This window comes from Frankia sp. CoWAU3 (genome assembly GCF_977971855.1).
Window position 1 is genome coordinate 2,184 of sequence record NZ_CDWWXB010000271.1, and the last position, 2,089, is coordinate 4,272.

General features: G+C 70.5%; 1 protein-coding gene and 1 pseudogene. Both read right to left on the bottom strand.

Features of this window, described 5'->3' with window-relative positions:
* Positions 1-694, bottom strand: a 694-nt coding sequence (locus AC08ON_RS16960) for a transposase (RefSeq protein ID WP_476617327.1), incomplete at its 3' end; no start/stop codon positions are given.
* 92 nt (positions 695-786) lie between these two features.
* Positions 787-1,689 (bottom strand): annotated as a pseudogene (locus AC08ON_RS16965) (transposase); the annotation flags it as partial.
* Between the last annotated feature and the right edge of the window lie 400 nt (positions 1,690-2,089).

Consider the following 2,089-nt stretch of genomic DNA (forward strand, 5'->3'; position numbering starts at 1 on the left):
AAGCGGCGACCGCCCGGCACAGGGCGAGCGCGTCCTGCCCGAACACCACGGCAAGACGGTCCCGGGCCGTCTTCGACGACGGCATCGTCCACCCGTTGACCCGCTCGCCGTAGCGATGCGCCAACTCGTCGATGTCCACGGTGTCGGCCAGCCAGCCGGGGGCCGCGACCGCGAGGGCCTCCAACACCGCCCGCACACTTTCCCCGGCGAGCTCGGTCCGGTTTAGGTCCCGGACCGCGCTGATCACATGGGTGGAGTCGGTGCGCGCCCTGCGACCGCCGCCGATCAGGCCCTGGTCGACGCAGGCCTGCAGGAGCCGGTCGAAGACCACCCGTTCCAGGCCGTGGTCGGCCAGCCGGGCGCGGAACCGGGACAGCACCGTCGGGTCGAACCCGGTATCGGTCAGCTCCGCGCCGAGCGCGTACTTCCAGTCGATCGCGCGGACCGCCATCGCCGCGGCCTGCCGGTCGGTCAGGTTCTCGGTGAACTGCAGCACCGTGACCAGCGACAACACCGCCGGCGGCAGACCCGGCGCCCCCCGGCGCCCGAACGCCCCGGTGAACGGCTCATCGACGAACACCTCGGCCAGCCGGTCCCGCAGCCGCATAGCCAACGTCCCACGCGGGAACGCCGCCCGGGCGACCGCCACGGTCTGCGCCGGGATCTCGGGCAGCCCCTTCGGCTGCAACGACATGCACTCCACCTCCCGCAGCCCACGACACGACCAGGACCGCAGAGGAGATCATGCCGCACCAACGACACCCAGCCGAATTAAGCAGCAGAGTCGTCGACCAGGACGGAGCGGGACTTACGGCCGTGGGCCATGTCCGGGTCTTCCACGCTGATCCGCCGGTTTTTGGCGACCCCGCGGCGCAGCCGCGCTGTCCCGGCCGTGGTGACCTCGACGTCCTGGTCGCGGACCTGACGGGCCACCGCGACAGCGGCTTCGGCCGCCTCCGGGGCGGGCTGGGCGGCCACGAAGGTCTCCACCGCCTCCAGGGCGGCCAGCACCACCGCCAGGGCACGGTCCCGCTCGTCGGGATCGTCCCAGTCGGCGTCCAACGCGGCTTTGAGGCTGGACCCGGCCAGCACCGGTGCCCCGGCCTGGCCGGCCAGGACCCTGGTTCCCTCGGCCCGCCCCCACCCCTGCTGAGCCGCGATCACACCCAGGGCCTTGCGCAGGGCGTGTCCCATCATGTTCGGGGTGTCCTCCACCCGGCCGGCACCCTACAGCGGGCTGGAGTCCAACGCTGCGCGTAACGCCCGCGGCCCGAAGCCCTTCGTCACCGTGGCGATCTCGACGGTGCGTTCGACCAGCCGCCGGTCCCACCCAGCGCCGATCAGCCGGGCGCGGAAGCCCACCAGGGCGCCCTTGGAGAAGGGAGACCGGTCGGTGTCCAGACAGTCCAGAACCAGCTGCCAACGCCGGTCCATCACCGTCGCCTCGATCACCTCGTCGTCGGAGACACCGGTATAGGCCTGCAGGATCAGCGCCAACGCCAACTGCGCCGGCTGCCCTTTCGGACTGTCGCGGTAGACCTCGGCCAGCTCGGTCTGGAACGCCTCGTCGAACAGCTCGTGGCGATACCGGCGCAGGAACACGAACAGCTTCGCCCGCCGCACCAGCCTGATCACAGTCTGTTCCGCGGTCGAGGGCTCCACCGGCGGAGCCCATATCCCAGGACGCATCAGCCAGCACCTTCCGATCAAGACGGGCACATGACACCCGCCGACCGGTGCCGCCTACCACAGCTCACATACGGCTACCTGACCGGCGCTCTAGCAGCGCGACCACGGACAGGTCCACCGCTGGTGCGACTACGGCGCCACCCAGATCGGGACCCCCAGCCGCACCCCGAGCGCGAGGCTGTTCCCGAACCCGAAGAGGAACGTCAACGCGACCACCACACCGACGATCACGGTCACGATGCGGGCCGAGGCGCCCGGAACCGCCAGGTATGCGGAACGCCTGTTCGATTCGCTAGATGATGTAGACCTCGGCGCGGTCACTGGGCATCACCCCTGGTCAGGGACCGGGTAGCGACCGGCCGAACGGCGATTTCAGGGCCAGCAACCAAGATCAAACGGT